This window comes from Granulicella aggregans (assembly GCF_014203275.1).
Classification (GTDB): Bacteria; Acidobacteriota; Terriglobia; order Terriglobales; family Acidobacteriaceae; genus Edaphobacter.
This window is the reverse complement of the sequence record NZ_JACHIP010000005.1, coordinates 559,166-583,114: the sequence shown is the minus strand read 5'-3', so window position 1 is coordinate 583,114 and position 23,949 is coordinate 559,166. Positions and strand designations below refer to the sequence as shown.

Genomic DNA, 23,949 nt, shown 5'->3' with positions numbered 1-23,949 from the left:
TTAGATGAGTATCGAATTAGTAGGATTCAGAGATTGTCGAGCAGCATCGAATTAGCTGCGAATGCGTCTGAGTGAATATGGGCAAGTTGACGGATGTTGAAGCGGCACGTATCGGCAAGGCACTCGGCGATCCAAACCGCCTTGCGATCTACACGCAGATATCTCAAAGCGATGAACTGTTCTGCGGCGAGATATGCGCGAAGCACCTCATCTCCGGTCCGACGGTGTCCCATCATCTGAAGGTGCTCGCGGATCTCGGGTTGATTGCATTCCGCAAGGATGGATTGAACGTGTACTACCGCGCTGTCCCAGATAAATTTGCTAGATATCTCGCGTTTATGGCCGATATTTGTCGCAAGCCTGGAAGGCGCGATTAACTGCGCGAAGAGTGTTTGGCGGTATCTCGCTGCCGTAGCGCGAGGGACGAAGATGCTCTTGCCGATGTACTACCAACTGTCGCTTGCGATGACGTGGGGCGGACCGTGTCTACCCTCGATGAGATCTGTGGATAAGACGATCTCAACATTCTCGTGATCTCGTTCTGGCAGCGCCTCGATCCAGGTTCGCAGGGCTTCTTTGTCGGTTACGAACTCTGCCGCAGCTTCGGTGCCGCTCTTACCGATGCCGGCAATGACGATGACTAGCTGTTCGATCTGAGGATCGAAGAACCTTGCCACGATCGCGTAGTCGCGGGTGGTGGATAGAGCGCTCTGTGAGTTATCGAACTGCCATGGCGAGGCGGGATGCTGGATGTCTTAAATCTCGTGCAGCGAATTACTGAGAGCGACGAATCGGAAGCGAAGGGAAGAGGTGAGCCGCATGGTCCACATGTTGTCGAAGCCTCCGATCAGGACGATCGGCCCGCGGCGAAACTCTTCGATCGTGGTCTCTGCGGCGCTCTGCGTATGCAGCGGAAGGGAATGCTTTGCGAGCACGCTCACGACTTCGCTATAGCTGACGACATCGCTCACCGAAACCATGTTCGAGCGGATCATGGTAGAGAGCGCTGTCTCTCCCCCCTCCGGGAGTTGCGCGAGGCTTGTCGGGGAGAAGTCGTTCCCATGGATGTCGAACGAGTGAACTCCAAGGACGATCATTGCCGGCCCTTTGGAGCGAAGTATTGGCCCCCAGAAGTACGTCATGCCGGCTTCCTGTCTCCGCGAGTTCACGACGTCGACGAGCGCGACGGAACATAGCGCGAGGGCCACAAGTGTTCCCAGTGCGAGGATCGTTTGCATACGCCTTGAACGAAGAGGGAAGCCCTTCGCATTTGCAGGAGGTATCTGTGGCTGCTGCAGAGAGGCGATGTTCTCTGGAATCAGCGGTGCGACGATAGGGAGCGGGCTGCCCAATAGATGCGCTTCTGGTGTGAGTTCGAAGTCATTCTTCACCGTTGGCTGTGTGAACGTGGGCGTGGTTACGTGCGGAGGCACGAAGCGCAACGCATAGGAACCTAGAGGGAGCTCCAGTCTAAGCTCCTGCCCATGATCGGGAGATTGATAGTACTGCGCGATGCGCTTGCGAACCTCGCCGGCCGTGATGCGTACCACCGGGTCGGCGTTGGTGTCGTAGTCGGCGGGTCTGCCGAAGACCTCAATGCCGAGGGTGCGTTCCTTTAGCGCATCCATCTTTCCCAACAGGCTCTGTTGAACGAGGTATCGAAGGAGAGCCGGATAGCGCTTGCTGTTGCGAAAGTGAACGCTGGTCGCCACGCGTTCTAACTGTTTCTGAACCTCTTCGGGGCTATCCCACGTAGGGTGGCCCGCGCTGGCTTCCTCTTCGGCAATCGTACTTAGAGCCGTTGTCGACATATCACGCCCTTCCAAAGCTTTCAAGACAGCAGGTGGAACAGCCCCGCCAATGGTCACTTGTTTGACCGCCAACGGTAATCTCTTCAGTGGAGCCACCGTATCATACGTCGTTGTAAACAAAACAATACAAGGGCCGTAGCTACAAATCATCGGGTAATTTTTGCCTGATACCGTAACAAACCTTCCGTATGGATTGGGAGCACGGTTAGGGTGTGACTTGTCATTGCCATAGTGAGTTTTCGCACTGGAGCCGCAACCGATTCACAAGGCGCAGCGCGATCCAACCCCTCCGCCCGAGTTGTAGCCGAGTGGTTCGATAACGCGAAAGTTGCATAGGGCTGGTTCGTAGTCGAACCGGTTCGCTGCACTAGTATTGCGGGAGATTGTTCCTTCATCGCCTTGTTTCTCTGATCTCTTCAGTTACTCCTCCCTTAACTGCTGTTCTGAAAGGCATCGCGATGAGAGAACTTCGCAGAAGCGTAGTGGTCCTTCCCAGGTTTAACGTGATTGAGGTGGCCAGCGCGCTGCTGCTCCTCGTCGTCTTGATGTGTTCACTGAAAGCCACCGCGCAGCAGGTGGAGTCTTCGCTGCCGCTGTCGCAGCGGATGACGATCGACCTGGCCGCAGGCGTGCCGGAGTACATTGCGAACGCCGCGTCGACCTCCAATGCGCCGCAAAGCAACTGGTGGTTCGAGAACACAGCCAATGAAACGGCTTACTCGATCCAGGGTTTTGCGGAGAGCAGCGACTCGAGCGCCAAGTGGCAGCAAGTTGGCTTGCCCTACGACGCGAATATTCCTCGAACATTCATTAACCAGACCTCTGGCGGCGGTCAAGGATCTTTGACCGGCAATGATAACTGGTACCGGCTTCACTTCAAGATCGATCCGAAGCTTGCCGCGCGCAAGTTCATGCTGGAGATTGAAGGCTCGCACACCGGCGTGCAGATCTACGTCAACGGAACTCTGCTGCAAGGCATCAGCGCGGTCGCTGTCAATGCGAAGGCGACGCACGTGATCGGATTCGTGCCCGTGGCTGTAGACCTCACACCGTATCTGCATGCTGACGGGACGACGGACAACGTGATCGCCATCGATGTATCGCGAGGAAGCACGTGGTTCGAGCAGCCCAACTTCTCCGGCGCCTTCCGATTCGGCCAGGCCATGGCGGGGTTGTTTCGCGATGTGAAGATGTTCGTGACCAACCAGGTCCATATTCCGATCAACGTCTACTCCAACCAAAAGACCTGGGGCACGTATGTCGGGACGGTATCGATCGTTCCCGCTGCCGATGCGACGGCGACTGCCGCTTCGGCGATCGTGGAGGTCCAGACGAATGTTCTGAATGAGTCTGCGACGACGCAACAGGTGACGTTGACGACGCAGATTGTCGATGCGAAGGGCGATGTTGTTGTGACGGCTCCGCCGATCACGCAGTCGGTCGCTCCGATGACTGCAGCCAGCTTCCCTGCGACGGCGCAGGCGATGTTTCAACAGCAGATCACGGTGCCGAACCCAACGCTGTGGTATCCGAACAACTCGACCTTCGGGAAGCCTTATATGTACAAGGTCTTCCACGTCGTCAGCGTCAATGGGACGGTGGTCGACTCGGCGCAGAGTCCGCTTGGAATTCGCACGATTACATGGGACAACAACCTGCCGTACTTCAATGGCCATGCGACGTATCTATGGGGAGCCTCGAGTCGCTATGACTATCCCGCGCTCGGCTCCTCGGTTCCGGACGAGCAGGTCTGGCGCGACGTGGCGCAGTTCGCTGCGAGCGGCGGCAACGTTTGGAGGCCGGGGCACTCGACCAGTAGCGAAGAGTTTGTGGAAGCGGCCGATGCGTACGGAGTCATGGTCGACCAGCCGAGCGGCGATGGCGAAGGCAGCTTCACCAATCCCTCGGCGGACGATACGACGCTGAAGGCCGAGATCCATCGCGACATGATCATCCGCGACCGCAGCCATCCTTCGATCCTTGATTGGGAAGAAGACAATGGCGGAAATAATATTGGCCTTGTGAACACGTTGTATACGCTTGAAGCGGAGTGGGACAACATCAATCCGCGCCAGCAGGCCACGCGTGCCTACCTTCCCGCCTATGCAGAATTTGTCGGACTGCAGGAGTGCGATGGCGCGGGGTGTGAGTCGGGAATCAAGAACAGCAATCCCACGAAGCCCGCGTTTGGCGCGGAGTATTGGGACAACATCGGCACGGGCCGAGGCCTTGCCTACGATAACGAACTCGCGTTCGCCGCGCCCTATCTGAACGACTGGCGTCAAGGCCGCGTGAACAACGCCTATGGCATGGCGCAGTGGTACTTCGCCGATACTCCGGGCGAGGTAAGCCTTTGGTCCGAGTATCAGAACATCGTCGACAACAGGATCGATCCGACGACCGGCCAGAAGGTCGACAGGTCGAACTATGTTCGATCGCTCGGATACTCGATGGTCGACCAGAACCGTTTCCCGAAGCTGCTTTATTACATCTACCAGGCAAACTGGGTTCCGTTTTCTATCAAGCCGGTGGTTGCCTTGGCGCACCATTGGAACAGGGCGTACGAGTACAAGCAGGGAACTCCGATCCAGGAGAACGCCTTCAGCAACTGCCCCGCGGTTCGACTGCTGATCAATGGTGTGAACAAGGATCCTCTGACCGGCGCGACGCTTGCGGACCAGACGCCCAACCCGTGGACGGTGCAGTCGGAGAACGACCTGACGCAGAGCACGACGGTGATGCCGGGCCAGGTGCATTGGATGGTGAACTGGGTCGCGGGCACGGTAACGGCTGAGTGCATCGACAACAGCGGCAACGTGGTGACAAGCGCGACCGACACGCGAACGACCGCGGGCGCAGAGAACAAGATTGTACTCAAAGCGGTATCCGGGCTGGTGAAGCCGGATGGCACCAGCTTCGAATGGACGTCGAATGGATCGGATGCCGCCTTTGTGGTGGCCGAGGTTGAAGACGCGCAGGGCAACATCGTTCCAACAGCCGCCGACAACGTCACCTTCTCGGTGACCGGGCCGGCAAAGTATATGGGTGGTACGGAGCAGGTTGTCGCGAGTCCCTTGTTCACGAACTACTACCAGGACGCGTTCTCAGAGGCGAACAGCAACGTCATCAACGGCGTTCCGTATGCATTCTTTCACTCGCCGGGCGATCCTGAACTGAACTTCGAGGGTGGCCTGACGAAGATCGCACTTCGCAGCACCTTCACGCCAGGTACGGTCACCGTGACGGCAACCGCACCCGGTCTTACAACTGGAAGCGTTCAGCTGACTTCTGTCGCACCCGCACCACCAGTGCAATCGCAGCCACCGGCCATCATCGTGCCTCCGGTGAGTCAGTCCGTGACGGCTGGCTTTCCGGCGACCTTTACCGTCGCGGCCAGCGGTTCTGGATCATTGAACTACCAATGGTACGCGGGGAAGACCGCCATCGCCGGTGCAACCTCGACGAGCTACACCACGCCCGCAACGACGACGGGAAACAACAACGAGACGTTCATGGTGACGGTCACCAGCGCGAGCGGATTTGGCGCGGTTACCTCCAATCCAGTGACGCTCAGCGTGATTGCGGCAGCGAATGCGGCCATCACCACGCAACCGGCCTGGCAGAGTGCTGTCGTGGGACAGACGGCGACGCTGACTGTAGTTGCTTCGGGCTCTCCGACCCTGAACTACGCGTGGTACGAGGACAACGCGCAGGTAGCGAATGGCCCGCAGAACAGCTTCACGACGCCGGTGCTTACAGCGGCTGGAACGCATACGTTCTACGTGATTGTGAGCAATCCGCTGAACAAGGTGCAGTCTTCGAACGCAGTGATTACGGTCAATGCCGCGACGCCCGTAAGCTTCCTTACCCAGCCTACGAGCCAGATTGCCGCAACGAACCAGCCGGTGAAGTTGATCGCGACCGTTGCCGGTTCCGCTCCGTACACATATCAGTGGCAGTTCACGCCGCAGGGTGGCCAGGCGACGATCCTCGAGGCCGACACGCAGCTTTCGAATGCGATCGCCTACGTGATCCCGGCGATGAGCTCGGCCAATGTTGGAATGTACACCGTGACGGTGAACAATGCAGCGAACGTTCCGGCGACAAGCGCAGCAGCGAAGGTCACGCTGGCTCCTCCGGGGAACAACCTCGCACTCGGCAAGCTGGCTACTGCAAGCAGCACGCAGAACGCTTGCAACGATGCAACCACCGCCCCACCGCTTACCGGCGCAGGTTGCCTGGGTGCGGAGAACGCCGTGGATGGCAATCTCAACAGCCGATGGGGCTCGGCTACCGCGGGCGCGCCGCCAACATCGGCGGTCGCAGGCGTCGACCCTTCGTGGCTGCAGGTCGATCTCGGGTCGGTACAGCCGTCCAACACGGTCGTCATCACCTGGGAGGCGGCCTACGCGGCACAGTACCAGATCCAGTACACCAGCGCTGATCCCACCACGAACCCGGTGTGGAGCGTCGCCACAACCAACAACTCGGGCGCGGGCGGGACGGAGACGCTTACCTTCCCCACGGTCCAGGCGCGCTACGTTCGCATGTTTGGGAAGGTGCGAGGCGGCAACTACGGGTACTCGATGTGGGAGTTCCAGGTCTACAACATCCCTCAGCTTGGGGCGACGACAGAGCGCTATAGCGTCAGTGCCAGCAACCCGGCGCTGATCGTCGATAACCTGCTTGGGCTTACGTGGACGAGCACGGTCAAGACCAACCCGGTCATCGGTTCGCAGTTCACGGGAGTCGACGCTGCGGCGTATTGCTCGAGCATCGGCATGAGGCTTCCAACCCAGGCGGAGGCGCTCGACATCAGTGGCATCAATAATTCGTCAAAGGCTTTCCCCGGTGCATGGAATACCTGGACTTCGACGCTCGACCCAAACAACGCAAGCCAGACTGCGATCGTAGGATTCGACGGCAGTGTGGAAGAGAAGGTGACGAACAACTGGCCGGGCGAGACGTTCTGCACCATGGGCACATCGTCGGCGCAGGCCGCGGCGATCCAGACTCAACCGCTGGCTGCGAATGCTGCGGTTGGGCAGTCGGCGATGTTCACTGTGGCTGCGACAGGGAAGCCGTCGCCAAGCTACCAGTGGCTGGAGAACGGCAATATCATTCCCGGAGCGACCTCCGCGACTTACATCACGCAGCCGGTCGCGACGGTAGACAGCGGCTCGACCTTCAGCGTGATCGTGCAGAACGGCGAGCGAAGCAACACGAGCAGCGCGGTGAAGTTGACTGTGGGAGGCAATACCGGTGGTGGCGGAGCGACTGCGCCTGTCATCACCACGCAGCCCTCTAGCCAGACGGTGACTGCAGGTACGAGCGCGACCTTACGTGTCGTGGCTACAGGAACTGGAACGCTGAGCTATCAATGGCGGAGGAACGGCGTGGCGATCACGGGGGCAACGGCAAGCTCTTACACTACGGCGGCTACGGTCGCGGCAGACAACGGAGCGCAGTTCAGCGTGATTGTGACCGCTAGCGGTTTGTCTACGACCAGCAGCGTGGCCGTGCTTACCGTAAGCGCAAGTGGTGGCACGGGCGGCGGCGGTAGCAACGATGTGGTTGCCATCGACGCCGGCAGTCCCGTAGCAGTTGGGAGCTTTGCGGCAGACGCGATGTGTGCCAATGGTGGGGAGTTCAATCCCAGCCAGTCGATCACGATTTCCAGCGGCATAGCGTCGATCGCCGCGCCGGAGAAGGTGTATGAGAGCTCCTGCCAAGGCAACCAGACGTATGTTATCGGCGGGCTGGTCTCAGGCAGCAGCTACACCGTGGTGCTGCACTTTGCGGAGCTGTACTTCACGACCGCAGGCTCGAGGCAGTTCGATATAGCTATCAACGGAACTCCAGTCGCAGGGCTGCAAAACTTCGATATCTTCGCTGCTGCCGGCAACGCAAGATTTACGGCAGTAGTGAAGTCGATCGCGAACATAGTTGCAGTGAACGGCCAGATCACGATCGCCTTCACAAGAGGGGTTGCCGATCAGCCGATGTTCAACGGCATCGAAATACAAGGTGGAACGGTGGCGAGCGTGCCTGTGGCCACCGGTATTGCTATCGATGCGGGCAGTCCCACGGCGATAGCAGGCTATGCGGCGGACACAATATGTCCCACCGGGTCGGAGTTCGACCCCGGCCAGATCATCACAATTCCGGCTGCGATTGCGTCGAGTGCCGCTCCGGAGAAGGTCTATGAGAGCGCCTGCCAGGGCAACCAGACGTTCACCATTGGAGGCCTGGTCTCGGGCAATAGCTACACCGTGGTGCTGCACTTCGCGGAGCTGTACTTCACGACTGCGGGTTCAAGGGAGTTCAACGTAGCGATCAATGGAGTTCCAGTCGCAGGACTGCAGAACTTCGATATCTTCTCCGCGGCGGGCAAAGCCCGGTTCACCGCTGTGGTGAAGTCCATCGCTAACGTGACAGCGGTCAACGGCCAGATCGTGATCGCCTTTACGCGAGGCGCGGCGGATCAACCGATGTTCAACGGTATCCAGGTCCTGGGCACGCTGGCGACTGCACCTCCGACTCCAGCCGCGCCGACGATTTCCGCTCAGCCGAAGAGCGTGACCGTCTCTGCGGGAACGAGTGCGACCTTCTCGGTCACAGCGGGCGGCACCGGACCGTTCACATATCAGTGGACGAAGAACGGCGTTGCCATTTCTGGCGCAACTGGCGCCACTTACACGACGCCGTCAACATTAGCCACGGATAACGGCAGCAAGTTTGCCGTTATCGTCAAGAACAGCGGCGGATCGATAGTGTCGAGCGCCGCCACGCTAACTGTCACCACGGCAGCTGGGCCGACGATCACCTTGTCGCCCGTGAGCCAGACCGCGACCATCGGAAGGACGGCCACATTCACCGCGTCCGCTACGGGTGGCTCAGTTCCGTTGACGTATCAGTGGTCGAAGAACGGTACGCCGATCACTGGCGCAACGGCCGCCACCTACACCACGCCTGGAACGACGGCAACGGACAACGCAGCCGCTTTCACTGTAGTCGCCTCAAGTGGCGGCATCGCATCCGCACCTTCGGCGAAGGCGGTTCTGACGGTGAGCACTGCCAATCCGTCGACGGTCACCTATCCGGGAGCAATCGGAACGGACCTGAACAACAACACGAATGGAGCGTACCCCGACAGCGAGATCTTCGTTGAGGTGCTCGGCAACAATCCCGCAAACGGAAATGCACTCTCGTGGGTGGGCGCAGATGGGACAGTTCATGCGGCGAGTGTTGCCGATAACACGGCAGCGAACCACCTGACCGGGCCCGACGGCAAGAGCTACCCCGCGTATTCGTTCACGCTGGCACAGAGCAAGCTGCTGAAGCTGCCCGCGCTGAGTTCGGGGCGCGTCTACATCTCACTGGGCGCCCCGATGTATATGCCGATCATGCCTGCTCCGGCAGGAGCGCCCCTCGGATATGCCGGGGCGAACCCGCAGAACGCTACCGATCCGAACATCAAGACGCACTACGACTGGTACGAGTTCACGACCGGTCTGAACGCGGACGGCACACCGAATATCTTCGTCAACACAACGCAGGTCGACCAGTTCGGCTTGCCGCTGCTGCTGGATGTCTGGGACGCGACACCGGAGATCAATGTCGCCGGGGTTGTGACCAACCACGGACAGACAGGCATCACTGAGTCCGTCGCAACGATCGATGCGGAGTATGCAGCGCAGACACCGGCTGCCTTCCATCTCAATCCGGTATCGAACCTGCGAATTCCCGCGCCCGCGAAGGACACCTTTGCGGCGGGCGGGGCAAACGACACGTACTTCGACAGCTATGTGAACTCGGTATGGAGTTACTTTGCTACGAACACCCTGACTCTTTCGCTGAACAATGGCAGTCGTGAGTTTGTGGGCAACACGACCGCCACGCAGTTCCAGTTCGTCGAGAAGAATCTGAACAACGGAGCGTATGTGGGAGGCAACTACGTCGTTGGCAAGCCGACTACACCTGAGATCCTCGCTTGTGATGGCGTGTTCAATAACGACGGCAACAACGGTAAGGGTGGTCCACAGGCAGGAGGAACGCTGGCTATCGAGGTGCAACTCTGCGCGGCGTTCAATCGCCATGTAGTTGAAACTCCGGCGCAGTGGACCGTGCCAGCAGACTTCTACCTGGCCGCACCCGCAAACTATTACGCGCAGTTCTGGCACAACCATAGCGTCGAGGGACTCGCATACGGATTCCCCTACGATGACGCAAGCGGCTTCAGTTCTACGATCCAGTCTTCGCATACGCAGCACATGGCGTTTGGCATCGGCTGGTGATGTGGGTTAACCGGAAGCTATCCTATCTTCTCGATAGGGACTTCTCCCCGAACAGGAAACCTGCGACGTATCGGCCCGAGTGATACCGGTCCGAGCGTCGCGGTCTCCGCAACTGCCACGCCAGCCACGGTGATACACGGTGCCTGCGCGCCGACGTTGCCCTGGAAGTCGACGCCGAGCGAGTAGAGTCCATGCGGCTGACCGGTCGGCACAATCAGGCCTCGGGTTCCGTCGACGTTCCACGCGATGAAGAGTTCGCGCAGGCCGCCGGCAAACGGCGAGGCAGGAGTCATGTGGATCCACTGCCAGATCCGCAGCCATGGCAAGGGCTCGGGGCTTTCGATCAGCAGTGCTTCGATGGTATTGCCACTGGTGTTCGTGATGAGGCTGATCTCGGTATCGGGAACTGCCGAAGGCTTCTGGCCGCTTGCGAGTTGCGGCAGGCCGAGGGCTGCGATGAGGCCATCGAAGATCGCACTCGATGCCTGCTGAAATAGCCTCCATGTCTGGGTGGTAGCGGCGCGATCGACGACCAGGTCTCCGGCTCCTGAGCCGGAGAGGCCAGGAATAGGAAGTAGGTTATCGGCTAGTGGGTTGAAGATGGCGACGAGGTCGTTGAGCTTGCGTACAGCGATCAGATAGTTCTCTTTCGCAGTCTGGTAAGTCGCGAGGCCAGCCGACGTGTTGATCCAGTCCTGCGCGCTGATGCCGGTCGCGTAGTGCCGCAGCGGAGTCGCGGTGGCCACGCCTGCCAGTTGTCCGGTTGCGTTCGCCATCTGGTCGGTGAAGGTCTTGTATCGCGAGGTGGTGAACTGCACGCGCTCCAACGTGGTTAGCGCGTCTTCGTAGGCGAAGTAGGCCTTGAGCGCAGCTAGCAGGCTGATGGCGTCGGTCGCCGTGAGCACCGCTGCGAGCGATCCTGCGCCACCGGTTTGAACCGCCGCCAATCCTCCTCTGTCCCGGCCTCGGAGCAACGGCCCGGCGACTACATCAAGCGTGTAGCGCGTCTTCGGATAGAGCTGACGGAACCATAGCTGCGTCGCGGCGGCTGCAGCGGCCTGCTCCTCGGCAAGATGCAGAAGTTCTCCGGCGATGATCGGATTGATGGTGGCGATCACGGAGTCGCCGCCGCGAGCGGTAATTATCGACTTAGCTGCCAAGACAGCAGGGCTGATCGTCGTACGCGCCGAGTCAGGGAGCACGTCGGGCTGAAACTTTGCTTTGGTCACGTCCAGGGCGACTGCGGAGCGCTTTTGCAATCCGGCCTCCTGAGCGCGTGTAAGGTTGACGCGCCCGGTGGTCGAAGGTGGAGAGATGATCTGCGGAAGAGGCAGAGCGAAGGCTTCGGCGACAAGGGCGCTCTGTTGCGGGATCGACGCCACATGGATCGCCAGCGGCACTAGTAAGGTGTGGTTGTGATTGCGGTCTGTACAACGGAAGTGCAGTGAGTTCGCGACCGAGCCGGACGAGAAGGCGGTGTACAGCGCGTTGACGTAGCTCTCAACGAACTCTACGTTGAGGTCGTAGCCGTAGTAGGCGGCGAGCGAGCCATCGAGCGGCCATGACCATTGCGTGTAAGTCGTCAGGTCGCCTAGTGCGCCCGCGAGCGGGAAGCTGGCAGCGGTCTGTCCGTCGCCGCAGTTTGTGGAAAGTACGGGATACGTCGAAGGGCCGGCGGGAAGCGGCGGCACCGGCGGTGTGACGTTACCAATCTCGGCGGTCCCCGGTCCGGTTGCGGTTTGAAAGTAGGCGAACTCCACGATGGGATTTCCTGGTTGGATGTCCTGGTAGTCCGGCGCGCCGCCGTTGAAGCGGCCGGCCTGGATCTGGGTGACGGACTTGATCGCGTAGAGCGACTGTGGATCGGGCAGGATCGCCATGGGCACAGGGGCGGAGGTGTATTCGAGGGAGTAGAGCAGCAGGAACGATCCGGAGGAGAGTGTCAACTCTCTGATCGGTTTTCCGCCGCTGTCGAAGTTCAGGGTAAAGGCCTGCGTCGTCGGATCTTGGAAGCTCGAAAGGGGCGTAAGTACGGCGCCATCGCCCGTGCAGTTCGGGGAGAAGATATCGGTGAACTCGCCGTCGCGCATGTAAGTCATCGCAACGATGGTGGTGACGACCATCGCCTGCGGGAAGGTAATGGTGACGGAATAAGAGGCGTGTTTGAAGTCGGGCTCGAAGAAGAGACCGGGAACGATGCCGCCGAAGTTGATGCCATCGATCGTGACAGCGTCGAAGCCGCTGGTGCTGAACTGCAGGCCCTGATCGGTGAACGAGGTGGCGAAGGTCTTCTGCGCCGTCTGGCTGCTCCACTGTGCGGAGTGGTCCTGACCGGGCAATAACTGCCACGGGAAGACCTTCAACTGTATCTGGACCTGTCTTGGGTCTTGCTTGGTCGGCGGTGGGACGACCCAGACACCGTTCATGAACGTTGGGCCGACGGGCGGCGGAGGATCGCTGGGAGCGGGAAGCGGTGTTGCATGGCAGACCAGGTTCCACGCGCTGCCGTCGTACTCGTAGAGCGATACCTCAGTCAGCTTATGCAGAATCTCGAACTGCACCGAAGGTGGCTGCGGATCGATGTTCGACATATCGTCTTTGGCGACGAGACCCGGCGGCGGAGGAGGCTGCACCGTGACCAACTCCGGGGGGAGCGTCGTAGTCAGGTTGACGAAGCCGATGCCGTCCACGACGGGGTGGGCAAAGCTTAAGGTGAAGTGTGCGTCCTGCGGCACGACCGGGGCGATGGGAACGGGGCTTCCTGCAGGTGGTTGTGGAGCGTTCGGATTGAGGTCCGGAAGAATGTTCTCCGGCGCGATTCCGGTGACGCGGTTCTGCCAGTTGGTGAGTGAGTCGCCGGTTAGGTTGAGAATGCCTGGCTTGTCAGGATTCGCGACCGTTCCCGGGATGTCGTACTGCACGGGAAGATCCGGCATCGGGCCGCCGGGACGATGCGCGAGCAGCACGTAATGGTCGGTGGCCGGCTTGTCGTTCGCGTCGGTGTGGTCGACGAGCGTTACATCGATGTGGCTGAGCGCGAGCGGCGCGGGAGGTATGCTGCCGTCGTCTCCTCCCCACGTGAGCGAGATGGTCGCGCTGGGGCTGGGCAGCGGCCAGGGAAGATCGATCTCGACGGAGATCTCGCCGTGAATCCAGAACGGGTTTGGAGCGCACCCTTCAAGCAGCGCATCCGCTGTAAGGCCGATGCCGATGCCGAAGGCGCTGAGATGAATGTCGCCGTGAAGCTCGATGCCTCCCGAAACCTGGAGCGGAGACCATTGAATGGCGACGAGCGTTGCAAGGTAGGCATCGATGCTCGCCGAGAGCGGCCCGAAGCTCCACGAGTTCTTATAGCCGGTCCATGTGCCGGTAATCAGGCCAGAGTTGCTGACGACGAAGTATGCATCGGTCTCGAATAGGTCGAAGATGCGGGCCTTGACGCGCTTGTCGTGCGGCGGCAGTCCGAGCGCGAAGAACCACTCCCCCTGGTTCGCATCGACATACAGTTCAGCCGTCGCTTCGATGTCGAGCACGATGGGGATTGCGTAGTGGGCGTCGATAGTGAGGTCGAAGGTTCCGGAGTTGCCGTCGAAGGTAGCCATCGCTTCGAAGTTCGCGTCTTCGGATGCCCCGCCGAGCCGCTTCGAGAGGATGTTGGCCTTACCGATCAGCGAGATGATGGGCCCGGGCAACTCCAGGATCAGCATGATCGCTGCGGACACGGTGAAGCCATCGTCGACGCTGGTACCGATGGTCGCGCCCGCGCCGATGGCAAAGGCTCCATCCTTCGGCACAAGCCACTTGTTCGCGTCGGTGGCGCTGTAGTCGGGCGTCGCCGAGAGGTCCGGCCCGGCGGGATACTTGTACCACTCCCACCAGGTATGGTCGGGCTCGGGTTCAGGTTGAAGACCACTGGCGACGAGGCCTTGCAGGCCGTACAGAGAGATATCGAGGAAGAGCGGTATGCCGACCGGCAGCTCGGCGTCGATATCGAGGAAGAAGACGGACTGGCCGCCAAAGTTGCCGACGATGAAGTTTGCGTCGACCTCAAGGCTACCCGCTGCTTCGATGACTACCTTCACCATGCCGGCGAAGAGATCGACATGTTTCACCGTTCCTGCGGGCGCGCCCTTGGGGTCGGTTACGTCATAGACGGTCGGTAGGAGGCCAGCGTTCTTGAAGTCCTGCTGCGAGCTGCCGTCGACGTGGATGTGATCGATCTCGCCGTCGATGGTCAGCACGCCGGGGATGGAGAACGAGATGCCGACGCCGTCGAAGGAGAGCGCACCAGTGGTGAGGTTGATCTTGAGTCCACGCACCGAACCGCCGAGCGAGAGACCTTCGACGAGGTGGATGTCGCCGTTGAAGCCGATCCACTTGCCATCGGCGTCGCTGCCCATGCCAAGCTTCTGCAAAGCTACGTGGAAGCCGAAGAAATCGAGCGAGCACTGGCTGGGCAGGTCGATCCAGCCGCCATCGAGCGAGACGTGGCCCTTGCTGTCGATGCCGAGCCCGCGAAGCTCGAAGGTGGGCCACTGCAGGCCCTCGGTCTCCATGATGAGGCTGCCGGAGATGACGATCTTGAAGCTTCCGTCGGGAGCGCGGTCGAGCTCGAAGGAGGCGACGTCAAGCTCCACCGAACCAAGGCCGCCGGGCAGCGCATACTTCAACTGGACAAGGCCATCGGGCGTGGTGCTCTGTTGGGTTTCGACGGCGGCCAGCGAGAGCGAGAAGCTGCCATCGGACTTGAAGCCGAGCTCGACATCGACCGTCTCGGGGTTGCCGCTGGGATCGGTAAAAAAGGGGACGGTGAAGCGGCCGCCGATGTGGCTCTGCGCGAGGCCGCCATGGGCCAGGGTAACGTCGAAGGCCGTAAGCCCTATGGTGAAGCCGTCGAAGAGCGTCGCCGAGAGCGGATTCGCATCGAGCCCATCGACGAAGATCCTGCCCGAGAGGCCGCCGGAGCCGATGGTCACATCATCGATGTTGACGGTCTGGCCAGTCGAAAGCTTCAGCCCCGTCGAGATGCCATTGCTGTCGCTGGTGACGGTGAGGACGCCCGGCCCCAGTGCGGCGTCCGCGGCCTGTTGCAGGATCGCGGCGCCTTCAGACTCGAGCAGCGATAGCGGTAGTAGCGATAGAGTCGACATGCCTGGACCTTCTTCCGATGAGCTTGCTCTCGAAGCGTTCTCGTTACTTCTGGATCTCCTCCGCTCTAGGCAGGGAAGAGGTTCGCCAACTCGCGAAGCTGCTGCGAGAGTTGAGCCAGCTCAGCGGCTGCGACTCCGATATCGCTGGTGGCTGAAAGTAGATTTTGCACCTGCGTGAAGAGCGCGCTGCCTGAGCTGAGCACCGTGCTGGCGCCGCCGGGCGCGAGCGTCTGGGCCAATGCAAGGCCTTGCTGCAAAGCGTTCATCGCGTTCATGGCGTCGGTCGCGCTGGGCAGGCTGGCAAGGCCGTCGGCGATGCTTTGCACCACGCCCGAGACGTCTGTCAGAGACTTGTGAATTGCCTGGCCCGTCGTCTTGATATCGGCCGAGGCTCCGAAGATGAGCGTGAGCAATGTCTGAATGGGACCGAAGAGAGATGCGTCCGAGGCGTTATTCGGTGACTCCCACTGCGAAGGAGCGCCCGTCGCAGCCGCGGGATTGGGAGTGACCAGAACGCTCAGCGCGTTGATTACTGGAGCAATTGGATCTGTCGGCATGACATCTTCCTTCCTGTTTCTCGTTCTGCTTTGTTCGGAGAGCGTGAGCGGTTTATGAGCCGGAGGCCAACGCAAGCAACTGCGCGGAGAAGGCCTTCGAAGGTGTGGAGAGGTTGCCAAAGATGTCCACGGCAACGATGCAATAGAAGTTGGGGCCGGTGAGATTGAGCGATGGAGCGCCGGAGATCGCGTTCGGATCGGCGGGCGTGCCGCCGCTGGTGAACCCGTCGACAAAGGCCGCGCGGCGTATCGGGACTTGCCCGAAGACCTTCACCTTTCCTGCGAACGTTGCGACGACGACGACGGGAACCCCGCGACCGAGGCCGATGCGAAGGCCGGTGAGGCGCGATTGCGTCAGCGTATCGATGATGAGCTGCGCGATGCCTCCTTTGGCGGGCGGCGTCCAGTAGTTGAACGCCTTCTGCGCCAGCGGATCGAGCTTCGCGTCGTACTCCGCTAGGCGATAGACGCCGTTGATCGCGTCGGGCGCAGGGCCGATGGGCAGTGCGATCTCACCTGCGTCGCTGTCTTCGTAGTCGCGCGCGCAGAGCCTGGGATCGGGCGTGAGGCCGATGATGCGTGGATCGAGAAGTCCGGCCCCAAACGAGACACCTTGCGCAACCTTCGGGTTGAACTGCGTTGCGGCAAGAGCGGAGGGCGCGACGGGATGCGTAGGATCAGCGCCGAAGTAGCGAAGATCCGTGAGGGATGCGGCGGTGCCCGCGCGATAGATGATGTAGGCTGCCACATCCGGATTGCTGTCGAGCGCCCATGCCGCGATGATCGCCGACTGCGTCGCTTGCAGCTTGTAGAAAACCGGCGGACGCGGTGGCGTGACAATGCGCGTGTAGTACGGCCCGATGGAGCCGGTGACTCCACTGACGCTGCCCGAGGCATTCACCGCCGCCAGCTTGTACAGGTTGCGACCGAAACCAGTGCCGTCGACCGCATCCGAGATGGCCGACTTCGGAGGGACAGGTTGCGTATTTACCCGCGCGAAGCCGGCAAGATTCGCATCCACATCCGCAAGCGCGCGCAATTCATCATCGAGCAGACCGCCGTAGAAGTGATCGACGAAGGCGCGTTGCGCTGCGGCATCGTTCAGGACGTTCGCCGTCGTAAAGGTGGTCCCGTTGAGCGCGTTGTAGGCTGTTATCCATGCTGGGACTTCTGTGATCCACGCAGTGAGGTCGGGCCTTCCCGCGATCGACGGATTATTGTCGACAGCATTGCCACCGCGCCGCTTCAAGTCTGCAAGGATGAGCGAACGCACCGCTGCGCGCTCCAGGATGTAGCCGGAGATTCCTGTAGGCGCGCTGGTGTCGAAGGGCAGCGTCTTGCCAGCGCTGCCGGTAAAGTCAGCCGGATCGTAGTAGACGTGATGCACGTCATGTACGGGGGTGGGCGGTGCGGGCGGCACCAGCCGCTGCGGCCCGGTAAAGGCCAACGCGACCGACTGCGGCTCGGGGCGCGGCGGGTTGATACCGTTTGGGTCGATGATCTGTTCCGTTGCGTCGAACGGATTCTTTGTGGAGCCGGTGACCGAGAGCCGTGCCCGCGCCGTCTGCTGGTCGATGGGAATGTTCATCGGCACCGACAACGACATCTGCTTGCCATATCCACTGACGAGATAGGCAGGCTGATTGACGAATGCGGCTGGCGTGGCAACGATGCGCGCCGCCGCTCCGGCCTTGATTCGCGCAGTGATGGGGCCAGGATTGGGATCGTTCGGATTGGATGGCCGCACGACGTAGCGCTCGTTGGTGCCATCTGCGAGCGTCAGCATCAACACTGCCGCGGGATCGCGAACGCCGAGCGCGGGCAACGCGGGGGTGGTTTGAATATCGACGGTCCACGTCGAGCCATCGCCCGACGGTGTGACATCGACCGAGGCCACCGTGAGCGCCTGAACGTTGCGCGCGGGCAGAGTAATGTCGGCGGTTGTCAGTGTGCCAGCGGGCACGCCGGTGGCGATATCAAGGAATTCGATGTTGATGCGAGCGGTCTCGACATCCGGGTACATCAGAAACGCAGCGCCAGACCAGTTCACGTTGAAGATGAGCCTGCCGCCGACCCATGCTGAACCATCGGCGGAGGGCGCGCCACCGTTGGCGCTAGTGTTATCGAACTGTAGTATGCGGAGTTGCGTCGGCGCGGCGGCGATCTTCTCGACCGGCAACGCCGCGGTGCGGTGGCTCCACTTGCCAAGTGCTCCAAAGATGTCGAAGCCGGCGACGCGATAGCTATAGGCGGTGATGGGATCGACCACGCCGTTGTCGGCGAGCCGGTAGAGACGCTTCGACGTAATCTTCGAGTGAGCGGGCGTCGGCGAGCCTGCGGCCACGATGCGCTCGGCGATGCGGACTATGCTGGATGGTTTGCCGGTGTCCTCGCGCTCGGCGACAAAGCCGATGGGCAAGGTTGGCGGGGGCAGGGCACCGGGGTCGGTGATCGGGTTGCCGGGCGGTGTGACGGTCGGCAGATCAGGCGCGGGCCATTCGACATCGAAGAGGCTGTGCGGAACTAAGGTCAGCGTTGCGGGATCGACATCCGCCTGGCGATGGCGGAAGGTGGCGATGGGATCGCCGGGAGCGGCGAGCGGGATCAGGTGGTGCGTCGCAGGAGCGATCGCGAAGCGCGTCCCGATCATGTCGGGCGCGATAAGGTGCAGACGGAGGCTGCCCACCAGGACGATCTCGGGGCCGAAGAGAACGCCGCCCAGACCTGTAATCCCGATGGCGTCGATGGGAGTGTCGGGATTTGCAACCACGGCAGTTGCAGTTTGAAGCTGAGCGCTGTTGAAGCTGGTTGACGCAACCAGTACGCCCTCAGCGAACGCAAAGACCGTACCTCTCCCTGCTATCTGGATGTCCACCTGGGGATAGGCATGCGGTAGCTTGATGGAGACCTCAGGGGGAGGCGCCGGAAAGCCGAACAAGACAGGCTTCGAGAACACGGCAAGGAGAGCTGCCGGCTGTTGAGCCGGGATGAATCCCGCAAGCGCAGTGCTTACCGTGGAGTTCACCTGGAACGGTGCCGCAGGGTCAGTGAGTGGCCGATAGTTTCCGTTGGCATCATCGCGGGTCCAGCGCCAAAGCGAAGAGTTGTTAAGCGCTTGGATTGACATTCCATCGAAGTTGGCCAAGCCTCGCGCCAACGGCGCTGCCTGCGCCAGCCCGGGATAGACGACATCCGACTGAGCACTTGTCAGGCCCCAGTAGCCGGTGATGCGGTACTCATAGATGACCCCGGGCGCAGTGTCTTCGTCGACGAAGTATAGGCCGAGCACACGGGCGAAGTAGGGATCGAGCGCGAGCAGGAGCAGTTGTTGGATCAGGTTCAGGTTGAGATTCGGAGCGTTCGCGGCTGACGGAGAGGTACTCAGCGGCACGTCCGCCTGGAGGACCGTAGGATAACCCTGCACCAGCCGAATCAGCTCGACGCGAAGAGTCTCCAGTTCCTTCCGTTGTTGAGTTGCCGAAAGCCCCTCGGAGAGCTGCAACGTTCCCAGGCGGCGAAGAGCCTCTTTGATATCGTCCTTCTGGACCACGCTGGGCGGAGTTGTCGCCGGATTGGGCGCACCGTGATAACGAGCAGGCCACTTCGCAAGCGTGAGCGGCAACGTGAAGGGAACGCGCCAACACTGCCATCCATCCCGGCCCGGATCACCCCAGCCGGGATCGCCGCCGTTTCCGGGAGGCCCCTGACCCCCTCCATTGCCGCCACCGCCCTTGCCTCCGTCGCAGCAAGTGGGGGGCAATACCTCGCAGCCACACTCGTCTACGCTGCCCGCTCCCACTACGCGGACACAGGAGATCTCGCGAGCGGCGATGCGGACACGGAAGCCTCCGCTCTCAACGCGAACAATCTGCCGCTTGGAGACGTGCAGCTCTCCGTTGGCGTCCTTCGAAAACGTCTCGATGATGACTTCCTCGCAGCCATCCGCAGCACAGCCGGCGACGGTGACGCTCTCGCATGCGCGTGGTGGCGTAGCCACCCACTGGTTCACACCGGTCGCGGAGACAGCGGCAGGCTGCTGGTTGCATTCGTTGCTCGGCTGCGTTGCGCTCGCGGGATCGAGCGAGTCGGCGACGCGGCTCAGCATCGTCGAGGCCTCGCCCATGATGTGGCTGATCGCACCGGACAAACTGCTCTCGTTGCCATGGCTGGAGGTGGGAGATGGTTGCGTTACGCCCTTAATCTCCTTGCGGCAGAGCCAGAAGCCACCCGGAGGGAAGCCAAGTTCGGGGCTGAACCCCCAGCGAAGATGCGTTCCGCGCTGCATCGGCTGCCCATCGAATGTGGCCTCAGCACCGCTAGCTATTCCTGCCTGTAAACCCAGAACGACATTCGCCACGGTCTTACCTCCTGCGAAACAGTGGTGCGTGGCCCTATGTTTGCGTTACAGATTCCGCATGCTCACATGCGGGCGTAGCCGCAGATCCGCGTGCAATGCGAAGCTCGACGATCCGCGCGCAATGCGAAGCTCGACGATCCGCGCGCAAAGGTTTGCTCTAAAGATTCAAACGGGGCCGAGTCAGGCAGTAGGCACGCCAGAATGGCGCGAAATGGGGCAAATCAGGAGCTCATCCAGGTATGGCTTTTGAAGACTCTGAAGCGCCTATCAGGAGAGCGATCAACATCTTCAGCATATTGGCCCCGTATGTCAAATGAATTTGCATTGAACCGCACGAAGACGAACGTGTGGCTCCGGATGCGGTGACTCCACCTAATTGGGAGCCGAATACAGCTGTAGCAATTTGCGCATTCGAGAGATCGCTTCATCGTTGGTGGGCGGAGGAAGCATATTGAGACCTTCCTCGGCTGCGAAACGCGCTTCCTGGTTCTTTCCTGCTGCTGCATACGCTTGAGCCAGCGATAAGAGCCAGCCTGGCGCTTTGTGATGTGTCAGCTCCACCCCACGCTTGGCCTGAGTTAACGCGAATGAAGGATCACGCAACGTGGTCGGTTCGGCTTGCAGGAACGTAGTCACGACAAGGTCGAGAATCATGGATGAAGCTCCATCTCCAACTGCGTCCTTCTTCAGATCTGCAAGGGCCGAAGTCATCTTCTGCTCTGATTCCTGCCCGTGCAGCCGATACCTTACAGTGCCGAGATTTGCCTGAGCAGCATCCAGCGCCGTCTTGAATCTGATCTCTTTAGGATCAATCGCAAGCAATCGCCTCAGAGAAGTTTCTTCTTCAGCCAAGACGCGCTCTTCCTCGAGAAGGCTGCGTTGACGCGCAGCAGGAGTAGAGACCAGCCGCGGATCGCTGGCATCTTCATAGCTGACTGCTTCGTCGCGCAACTCGCGGTGAACGTCTTCAAGCGCGCGGAAGTCCTTCGGGTCCGCAGCCGCTAGATCCTGATACTCCTTTCGGGATCGCGCAAAATTCTGAACGGCATCCTTATACCTGCCTAGCTGGGAGAGCGCATCCCCCTCTTTTCGCACCAATAAAGCATGCAGCCGCAGCATGTTCAATCGCTCTTTCTCTTTCTTTGGCAGAGCATCATCCGCACTCAGTGCGCCGCGAAAGTCGAGAAGTGCTGCCTGGGGATCAGTCTCCAGTTGAACATTGCCCAGCTTCATCTGCATCGTTACCAATCCACGCTTGACCTTCATGAAGTTGGGATCGATTGCCAGGGCGCGAGTATTGATCGCGATTGTCTTCCGATAGTTGTCCAGGGCTCCCGCCGCATCACCAAAGCCCGTGTCTTGGCCAAGAAGGTCGCCTAGTATGTCGTAGACATCGGCAGCTTCAAAGAGTAGATCCGGGGTCACTCCAGGGAGGTCGATCAACTGTTTATAAGAGTCGATTGAAGCACGCAGGCTATCGGCTGCCCCTGTGTTGTCGTCGGTCTGGCTCAGCACTTCTCCACGGGCGTCCAGCGCTCGGGCGAGCGTAGTCAGCGCCACTGTATCGCGCGGGCTCGCCTTCGCTAGAGGAGTTGCGATTGCGACTGCTTTGTCCAGGCTCTTTACAGCACCGGGCTTATCGCCAAGATTCTGTTCATAGGCGTCGCCCTGAAGTTTGCCGAGTTGCGTGTAGGCGTCTGCCAGATCGAGTTCCGCGATTCTATCGCCGCGCGCGTCGTTTGACATGCGATCGAGGTGCTCAAGCACGCGCGTAACGAGAAGCTGCTGGGCGCTTGTGGACCCGGGAATCTGCTTGATCGCGTCGTCCAGTTCGGATAGCAGACTCTTGCTCAGCTCGCGGAGATCGGTGGACCTCGCCTCGGCGATGCGCCGTTGGCGGTTGGCGATGCGAGCCTGCCACCCAATAGCGATGGACCCGCCGATCAGGCTGAGAGTAAGCAGCGCCGCAATGGAGAAGCTAAGCCGATTGCGTCGAATCAGCTTCGTGGCCTTGTAACGAATCGTCCCCTGCCGCGCGGAGACAGGCCGGCTTTCCAGATAAGCCTGAACGTCGAGTTGCATCTCCTGCACAGTGCGATAGCGCGTCTCGGGCTCCTTGCGAAGCGCCTTGGCAACAATGGCCTCAAGGTCGCCGCCGAGTGGAGCATGGAACTCTGGCGCTGCGGCGATCCGGCGTGGAGCCTGTTCGCAGATCACGCGGATCATCTCGTCCGTGGAGAACTCATTCAGCTCATAGGGAAGCGTGTTGCTCAGCAACACATAAAGAAGAACGCCCAAAGAGTAGGTATCGCTCGCCGTGGTGATCGGCTTGCCCAGCACCTGCTCCGGACTGGCGTACTGCGGCGTAAACGAGAGAAAGCCCTCCCTGGTAAACGCGCTCTTCACATCTGCTTCGGAAGCGGAGATCAGCTTCGCTGTTCCGAAGTCGAGCAGGTGCGGCTTGCCCTCGCTGTCCACCAGGATGTTGTCCGGCTTGAGGTCGCGATGTACCACAAGGTTCTGGTGGGCAAACTGTACAGCTTCGCAGACACCCTGAAACAGCTTCAGCCGGTCACGCAGCCCAATACCTGCCGACGTGCAAAATGTATGAATCGGCTTGCCCTGCACGTACTCCATCACAAGGTACGGATCGCCGTCCGGGCTTACGCCGCCATCGAGCATCCGTGCGATTGAAGGATGATCGAGGCCGGCCAGTATCTGTCGCTCGTTGCGAAAGCGTTCACGAAAGAGATTTGTGGCCAGCGGTAGATCGATCAGCTTGATTGCGACCTTCTTGTTGTATTGGCCATCGGCACGGTGCGCCAGGTAGACCGCTCCCATGCCGCCGCGGCCCAGCAGCGACTCGATCTCATAAGGTCCGATTCGCCTCTGCGCCAGATCCTGCGGACGCGCCGCAGAGGACTCCCGCAGGGAGCCGCTCGCCTCCATCTCTTCGACCATGGCCGCGAGCAGAGAACGCACATCCGCCAGCAACTCGGTGTCGGAACCGCACAGTTCATCGAGCCGCGTATCGCGACGATCATCTGGAAGTGCAATGACTTCGTCAAAGACTTCCTGCACACGTCTGAAATGTTTCGTCGCTTCGTTCATGATCTTGCGAAGAGAATTCTCCTGAAGGACGAGGCTCTTATCGAAGACAGCGTGAAATGAACCTAAACTGACTCAACTTGGACATAGAGCGGCTTGCGCTCCGGGTAGAGCCTTCGATAAAGCCACGCCTTCACGAAGCGGAGTTCACGATCCACCGTCGCCTTTGAGATTCCGGTCAGCTCCGCTGTCTCTTCGGCGGTACATCCCAGGAAGTATCGGATCTCCACCAGCTTTACCTTTTCAGGATCAACAGCCTGCAGTTCATCGAGCGCCCGGTTCAACTCCAGCAGGTCCGAGCTCCCGATATCCACCCACAGCAGGTCTTCGCTCAGAGGGAGATGCGGAGCATTGCCGCCTCGCATCTCCGTGAGGTTGCTACGCGCGTGGTCGATCAGGATCATCCGCATGATGCGCGCCGAGAAGGCGTAGAAGTGGCGGCGATCGTTCCAACTCGCCTTCTTCTGGTTGAGCAGACGTATGTAGAGTTCGTGGACGAGTGCCGTTGCCTGCAGCAGATCGGGTGTCCGCTCGCGGCGGACATAGGCGGCGGCCACCTCGCGAAGATGCGGATAGACCATCGGCATCAGTTCTTCGAGCGCCGCCGGCTCCCCATCCTCCCACCGCTGCAGCAGTAACGTGATCTCCGCCAAAACTGGAATCCCCTGA

9 protein-coding genes are annotated in these 23,949 nt (G+C 60.4%); 2 read left to right on the top strand and 7 right to left on the bottom strand.

Going from position 1 to position 23,949, the window contains the following annotated elements:
* The first annotated feature begins 77 nt into the window (after window positions 1–77).
* Window positions 78–377 carry an ArsR/SmtB family transcription factor gene (locus HDF16_RS19465; protein WP_184220471.1) on the top strand — a complete coding sequence of 100 codons (300 nt, stop codon included), beginning with the start codon at window positions 78–80 and terminating at the stop codon, window positions 375–377.
* A 69-nt stretch (window positions 378–446) separates the two neighbouring features.
* Here HDF16_RS19465 and HDF16_RS19460 read toward each other — a convergent pair whose 3' ends face one another.
* Both HDF16_RS19460 and HDF16_RS19455 read right to left on the bottom strand, forming a co-directional pair.
* The gene (locus HDF16_RS19460) at window positions 447–677 is read right to left on the bottom strand and encodes a hypothetical protein (RefSeq protein ID WP_184220468.1); all 231 of its coding nucleotides are present in this window, start codon (window positions 675–677) and stop codon (window positions 447–449) included.
* Window positions 678–755: 78 nt separating this feature from the next.
* A complete protein-coding gene (locus HDF16_RS19455) occupies window positions 756–1,811 on the bottom strand; it encodes a hypothetical protein (protein WP_184220465.1) in 1,056 nt (351 codons plus the stop codon).
* A gap of 458 nt (window positions 1,812–2,269) precedes the next feature.
* Here HDF16_RS19455 and HDF16_RS19450 point away from each other — a divergent pair, with 458 nt between their 5' ends.
* A complete protein-coding gene (locus HDF16_RS19450) occupies window positions 2,270–10,108 on the top strand; it encodes a beta-1,3-glucanase family protein (protein ID WP_184220462.1) in 7,839 nt (2,612 codons plus the stop codon).
* 17 nt (window positions 10,109–10,125) lie between these two features.
* Here HDF16_RS19450 and HDF16_RS19445 read toward each other — a convergent pair whose 3' ends face one another.
* The 5 genes from HDF16_RS19445 to HDF16_RS19425 form a co-directional block, all read right to left on the bottom strand.
* Window positions 10,126–15,258, bottom strand: a complete 5,133-nt coding sequence (locus tag HDF16_RS19445; RefSeq protein WP_184220459.1) for a hypothetical protein — start codon at window positions 15,256–15,258, stop codon at window positions 10,126–10,128.
* A 65-nt stretch (window positions 15,259–15,323) separates the two neighbouring features.
* Window positions 15,324–15,815 carry a hypothetical protein gene (locus tag HDF16_RS19440; protein WP_184220456.1) on the bottom strand — a complete coding sequence of 164 codons (492 nt, stop codon included), beginning with the start codon at window positions 15,813–15,815 and terminating at the stop codon, window positions 15,324–15,326.
* 52 nt (window positions 15,816–15,867) lie between these two features.
* The gene (locus tag HDF16_RS19435; protein ID WP_184220453.1) at window positions 15,868–20,172 is read right to left on the bottom strand and encodes a hypothetical protein; all 4,305 of its coding nucleotides are present in this window, start codon (window positions 20,170–20,172) and stop codon (window positions 15,868–15,870) included.
* A 372-nt stretch (window positions 20,173–20,544) separates the two neighbouring features.
* A complete protein-coding gene (locus HDF16_RS19430) occupies window positions 20,545–23,283 on the bottom strand; it encodes a serine/threonine-protein kinase (protein ID WP_184220450.1) in 2,739 nt (912 codons plus the stop codon).
* 62 nt (window positions 23,284–23,345) lie between these two features.
* Window positions 23,346–23,933, bottom strand: a complete 588-nt coding sequence (locus HDF16_RS19425) for an ECF-type sigma factor (RefSeq protein WP_184220447.1) — start codon at window positions 23,931–23,933, stop codon at window positions 23,346–23,348.
* Between the last annotated feature and the right edge of the window lie 16 nt (window positions 23,934–23,949).

Coding starts and splice junctions, on each gene's coding strand:
- HDF16_RS19465 (WP_184220471.1), top strand. CDS start 78: ATGGGCAAGTTGACGGATGTTGAAGCGGCACGTATCGGCAAGGCACTC.
- HDF16_RS19455 (WP_184220465.1), bottom strand. CDS start 1,811: ATGTCGACAACGGCTCTAAGTACGATTGCCGAAGAGGAAGCCAGCGCG.
- HDF16_RS19450 (WP_184220462.1), top strand. CDS start 2,270: ATGAGAGAACTTCGCAGAAGCGTAGTGGTCCTTCCCAGGTTTAACGTG.
- HDF16_RS19430 (WP_184220450.1), bottom strand. CDS start 23,283: ATGAACGAAGCGACGAAACATTTCAGACGTGTGCAGGAAGTCTTTGAC.
- HDF16_RS19445 (WP_184220459.1), bottom strand. CDS start 15,258: ATGTCGACTCTATCGCTACTACCGCTATCGCTGCTCGAGTCTGAAGGC.
- HDF16_RS19440 (WP_184220456.1), bottom strand. CDS start 15,815: ATGCCGACAGATCCAATTGCTCCAGTAATCAACGCGCTGAGCGTTCTG.